The organism is Brachybacterium sp. p3-SID957, assembly GCF_025144775.1.
Lineage (GTDB): Bacteria > Actinomycetota > Actinomycetes > Actinomycetales > Dermabacteraceae > Brachybacterium > Brachybacterium epidermidis.
In genome coordinates this window covers 1-4826 of sequence record NZ_JALXKT010000102.1, presented here as the reverse complement: position 1 = coordinate 4826, position 4826 = coordinate 1, and the positions used below count along the sequence as shown (strand labels likewise).

Annotated in this window: 4 protein-coding genes; 1 reads left to right on the top strand and 3 read right to left on the bottom strand. The window is 70.3% G+C overall.

Going from position 1 to position 4826, the window contains the following annotated elements; translation table 11 throughout:
- Window positions 1–91: 91 nt before the first annotated feature.
- Entirely contained in the window at window positions 92–1306 is a 1215-nt protein-coding gene (locus M3B01_RS14340; RefSeq protein ID WP_259793199.1) for a toxic anion resistance protein, read from the top strand.
- Window positions 1307–1332: 26 nt separating this feature from the next.
- On the opposite strand, the gene M3B01_RS14335 is transcribed toward M3B01_RS14340, so the two are convergent.
- From M3B01_RS14335 to M3B01_RS14325, 3 genes are all read right to left on the bottom strand, one after another.
- Window positions 1333–2313 (bottom strand): C-terminal binding protein, encoded by a 981-nt coding sequence (locus M3B01_RS14335; protein ID WP_259793198.1) that lies wholly within the window; start codon window positions 2311–2313, stop codon window positions 1333–1335.
- Window positions 2314–2444: 131 nt separating this feature from the next.
- The gene (locus M3B01_RS14330; RefSeq protein ID WP_259793197.1) at window positions 2445–3332 is read right to left on the bottom strand and encodes an NAD(P)-dependent oxidoreductase; all 888 of its coding nucleotides are present in this window, start codon (window positions 3330–3332) and stop codon (window positions 2445–2447) included.
- A gap of 37 nt (window positions 3333–3369) precedes the next feature.
- A complete protein-coding gene (locus M3B01_RS14325) occupies window positions 3370–4746 on the bottom strand; it encodes a four-carbon acid sugar kinase family protein (protein ID WP_259793196.1) in 1377 nt (458 codons plus the stop codon).
- Window positions 4747–4826: the final 80 nt, after the last annotated feature.

The window sequence follows — 4826 nt, the reverse complement described above, 5'->3', positions numbered from 1 at the left end:
CCGGCCCCGGCGGGCCCCGGCCGGCCCACGGCCCACACCGCCCCCACGAACAACCACCGACCCACGCGACCATCAGCCCCAGGAGGCCCCCATGGACAAGCTTCAGCCCCCCACCCCCGCCCAGGACATCGTGCCCGCCGAGCCCGTCGAGGAGCTCAGCGAGGACAAGGCCGTCTCCCTGCTGGCGGACCTCCCGGCCGAGCAGCAGCAGGAGCTGGAGAAGCGCGCCGACCAGTGGGTGGAGGAGATCTCGAAGCTGAACCCCCACTCCCAGGAGTTCACCGCGCAGGTCAACGCGCTGGGCGCGGTGGCCCGCCGCACCTTCGAGCGCACCTCCGGCACCTCCTCGCGGTTCATGGAGCAGTCGCTGCGGGAGGCCAAGGAGTCCGGCGGCTCCCAGGAGGTCGTCTCCAAGTCCCTGGCGGACCTGCGCACCACCATGGAGGACCTGGCCCCCAAGGAGGACACCTTCGCCTCCAAGGCACTGAGCTTCCTGCCCGGCCGCAACGCCGCCGCCCGCTACTTCCGCAGCTTCGAGTCGAACCAGAAGCAGCTGGACGGGGTGCTCACCGCCCTGGGCCGCGGCCAGGAGATGCTGCAGCGCGACAACGCCGAGCTGGCGGTGGAGCGGCGCGGCCTGTGGGAGGACCTCGGTGCCCTGCAGAAAGCCGCCCACCTGCTGGGACTGCTCGATGAGCGGACGGTCCAGCGAGCCCAGCAGGCCCGCGCGGAGGGCCGCACCGAGGCCGCGGACGCCCTGGAGCGGGACGTGCTGTTCGCAGTGCGCCAGCGCCGTCAGGACGTGGCCACCCAGATCGCGGTGACCGTGCAGGCGTACATGTCGATGGGCCTGATCGAGGACAACAACACCAAGCTGGCCCAGGGCGTGGAGCGGGCCCGCACCACCACCGTGACCGCGCTGCGCACCGCGGTGATCACCGCGCAGGCGCTGGAGAACCAGAAGCTGGTGCTCGATCAGATCGACGCAGTCAACGCCACCACCGACTCCCTGGTGGCCCGGACCTCGCAGATGCTGGCCGACAACTCGCTGAAGATCCAGGAGCAGGCCGCCACCAGTGGCGTCTCCGCGGAGACCCTGCAGAAGGCCTTCGACAACCTGTTCACCACCATGGACGGCATCGACACCTTCCGCACCCAGGCCAACCAGAACTTCCTGGAGACGGTCAACGCCCTGGAGCAGCAGGTCCAGCGCGCCCAGCCGTACATGCGCCGCATGGAGCAGGCCCCCGGTCAGCAGGCCGAGATCGACGCGGTCGCCTCGGACCTGCTGCGCATCGAGGAGTGAGGGGCGACCTGTCGCCGGGATTCGTGTCAGTCACGTCTCAGCGCCGCGGGATTGAGCAGATCTCGCGGCTGCTCGTCATGGATGACGGCGGCCACCGCCTCGGTGACGCGTCGCTTGAGCTCTGAGTACGACTGCTCGCTGTACCAGGACGCGTGGGGCGTCAGCGTCGCGCTGGGGCAGTCCATCAGGGGACTGTCCGCGGGCAGTGGCTCATGCTCGAACACGTCCAGGCCTGCACCCTTCATCTTCCCTGACCGTAGCGCCCGGGCCACCGCTTCGGTGTCCACCACTCCTCCACGGCAGGTGTTCACCAGCATTGCGCCGTCCTTCATCTGGTCGATCGTGGCATCGTCGATCAGATGGCGGGTGGAGGGCAGCAAAGGCACATGCAGGCTGATCACATCGCAGCTGGACAGCACCGTCTCGAACTCGACCACCTCGATGCCGTCGCTCGTTTGCGTGCCGACCTCGTGCTGGGGGTCGCTGCCGACGACGGTGAACCCCAGTGCCCGCGCCTTGATCGCCGTCGCGGCACCGATCCGTCCCAGGCCGACCACTCCGAGGCGCAGCGATGAGACCCGGTGCAGGGGCTTTACCGGCACCAGCGAGTACTGGCCGGCACGAACCATGCGGTCCAGCTGAGCGGTGCACCGGACCACTGACATGATCAGGGCGATCGCGTGGTCGCTGACGTCCTCGACACCGTAGTCCGGCACGTTGCACACCGCTATCCCGCGATCGGTGGCCGCATCGACGTCCACGGTGTCCACGCCGACGCCGTAGCGGCCGATCGCGCGCAGCTGCGGGAGGGCGTCCATGACCGAGGCGGTGATGGGCGCGTACTGGACGAGTATCCCGTCCGCACCCTCGGCCGCCTCCACGACCTGCTCCTCATCCGTGGCCTGGGCACGGCTCAACTCAATGCCGTACCGCGCTGCGACCTCCTGCTCCTCGTCGAACGTCTCGTTGTCGCAGTCGACGATCGCGATTCTCATCGCGCGTGTCATGATGGGAATCCTCCTTGGGTCATTGCGTCGAAGCGGACGTGGCTGCACCCGTCGTGCGGCGCCCGTCCCACGTCGGTGGCGGTGCGCTGATCAACCATGATCACCGAGCTCGGTGTGGAGCGCATTCCCCTTCACCCGTCCCTGCGGCCACGCAGCACCTCGTACACGATCGAGTCGTCCTTCCGGTCGTACCCCAGGTCACTGCCACGCTGGTAGAGGCGCTGGGCGGACTCGGTCAGCGGCACCTCCTGGCCCACCTCGCGGGCGGCCTCGCTCACCAGCCCCATGTCCTTGACGAAGATGGTCAGGGCCGAGCGCACGTCGTCGAAGGCACCGTCGACCATGCGCTGACCGCGGTCGCCGAACATGAACGAGGCGGCCGCGCCGGTCCCCAGCACGTCGTGGACCTGCGTGAGGTCCAGGCCCATCCGGTCGGCCAGCGCGAGTGCTTCCCCGGCGGCCACGATGTGCACGCCACACAGCAGCTGGTTGACGATCTTGAAGCGCTGACCATCGCCCGGCCGGTCACCGACCACGGGGGCGTTGGATGCCAGTGCGTCCAGCAGGGGCCGCACCCTCTCCACGTCGGCCGGCGCACCGCCGACCATCACCAGCAGGTCGCCCTTCGCTGCGCGTGCCGCCCCGCCGGAGACGGGAGCGTCGACCACGTGGGTGGTGATCCCGTCGAGCCCGGCGACGGTCTGCTCGATGGCGGCCGGGCCGACGGTCGACATGACCAGCAGGGTCGTGTGCGCGGTGAGGGACGGGGCGATGCCGCCCTCGCCGAACAGGACGGACTCCAGCTGGCCGGGGGTGGCAACCATGACCGCGACCACGTCGGCCCCGGTCACGGCCTCCACGGCGGTCCCGGCGGGTGCTGTGACGTCGCTGACCGCCTCGCGGGCGGCGGGGTTGAGGTCGAAGGCCCGAACGGTGAGTCCTGCGTCGGCAGCAGCGCGGACCATGGGTGCGCCTATGGCTCCCAGGCCGATCCAGCCGATGGTGGGAGTAATAGTCATGGTGCTCTCCTCTGGTGGGTCGGGGTGCGGTGCAGCGTCACGACGAGGTGGGGACAGCGGCGGTGAGGCGGTCGACGACGTCGGCCAGGGCCTGTTCACCCCCCACGTTGCCGGGGAACACCACGTAGGGCATTCCCATGACCTCGTCGGGTGCCTCGCGGGCGGTGAACAGTGACACCTGGCCGGGCCAGAACTGTCCGGCGACCTCGGCCCGTCGGATCCCCAGTCCGTTCGCAGCCACTTCGTGGGAGGTGATGCCGCCCTTGGCCACCACCCACGCCGGACGCGCCTCGCGCACCCTCCGCACCACCTCGACGAGCGCGTCGGAGACGCTCCGCGCGATGGCCAGGGATTCCGCCGGGTCATCGGTGCGCACCAGGTCGCGGCTGGTGTACACAACGCAGTCGGCGCCGTGCAGGGTCTCGCGCACGTGCCCGGCCACCTCGGCCAGGTGGTCCTCGCGGCGCTGGTCCAGCAACGATGGCACCTCCAGCTCCACCTCGACGAGGGTGCCGCGGTGCTGGACCACGCGCAGCTGCCTCGTGGTCAGGCCCACGTGGGAGCCCACGACCACCAGGCCGTGCTCGAGCCTGCCCTCGGGGATGGTGATCGAGTCGGGGGTGAGCACCTCGGCACCGGACTGTCCCGCGAGGGGTCGGACGAAGGAGGGGCCGCAGCGGGTCACGAACGTGCGCCCCTGGTCCTCGAGCTGTGCGACGGCCGAGGCCACGGTCTCCATGTCGGAGTACTCGGTGGCGTTGACGACCACCCAGCGGCGCTCGCGCGCACCCGAGAGGATCTCGCGGACGCGCTCCGTGCCACCGGTGCGGATGTCCTCCAGGCCGATGCTGAGCACATCATCGGACCGGGCCGCGCCCCCGGAGCGCTCCTCGAGGAAGTCCCGCAGGTTTGAGTGGGAGTAGCCGAAGGTGGCGTCGCGAGCGAAGTCGGTCTCCGCCACGCGTAGCGCCGTTCCGTCCACCACGGCGTAGTGCACGTCGCCCTCGGTGAATCGGCCGGCCTCAATCATGGCCGGGGCGAAGAGGACGGCGTCGACCTCGATCCCCGCGCTGGCGAGCTCATCCGCGATGGCCATGGGCTCGGCGATCACGTGCCCACGCAGCGTCGAGTCCGAGCGGGAGACGACGTGCAGGCCGTCCCGGGCGGTGCCGTCGGCGAGGAACCCGGCGAGGATGCGCCGGTTCCGCGCGACCGCCTCGGCCTCGTCGAGCGCACGAGTGTTCGTGAGCACGAAGCAGGTGGAGCCGGCCTCGGCGAGCACGCGGGCGGGGATCGCGGGATCCAGGTCGAAGGCGACGTCCACGTGGGCGACGCACTGCGAACCGGTGGGGTCGTCGTCCAGCACCAGCAGGCGCCGGCCGGCCTCCGGCGTGGGGGTGGGCGTCTGGGGCATGGGAACCTTCTTCCGACGGGGCCGCGTATCGATGCGGCGCGGGACTGCGCGGGCGGAGCGGGAACCTCGGGCGAGGGGGC

Excerpts from the sequence above, each read along its gene's own strand:
- M3B01_RS14325 (WP_259793196.1), bottom strand. The coding sequence starts at position 4,746 with ATGCCCCAGACGCCCACCCCCACGCCGGAGGCCGGCCGGCGCCTGCTG.
- M3B01_RS14330 (WP_259793197.1), bottom strand. The coding sequence starts at position 3,332 with ATGACTATTACTCCCACCATCGGCTGGATCGGCCTGGGAGCCATAGGC.
- M3B01_RS14335 (WP_259793198.1), bottom strand. The coding sequence starts at position 2,313 with ATGACACGCGCGATGAGAATCGCGATCGTCGACTGCGACAACGAGACG.
- M3B01_RS14340 (WP_259793199.1), top strand. The coding sequence starts at position 92 with ATGGACAAGCTTCAGCCCCCCACCCCCGCCCAGGACATCGTGCCCGCC.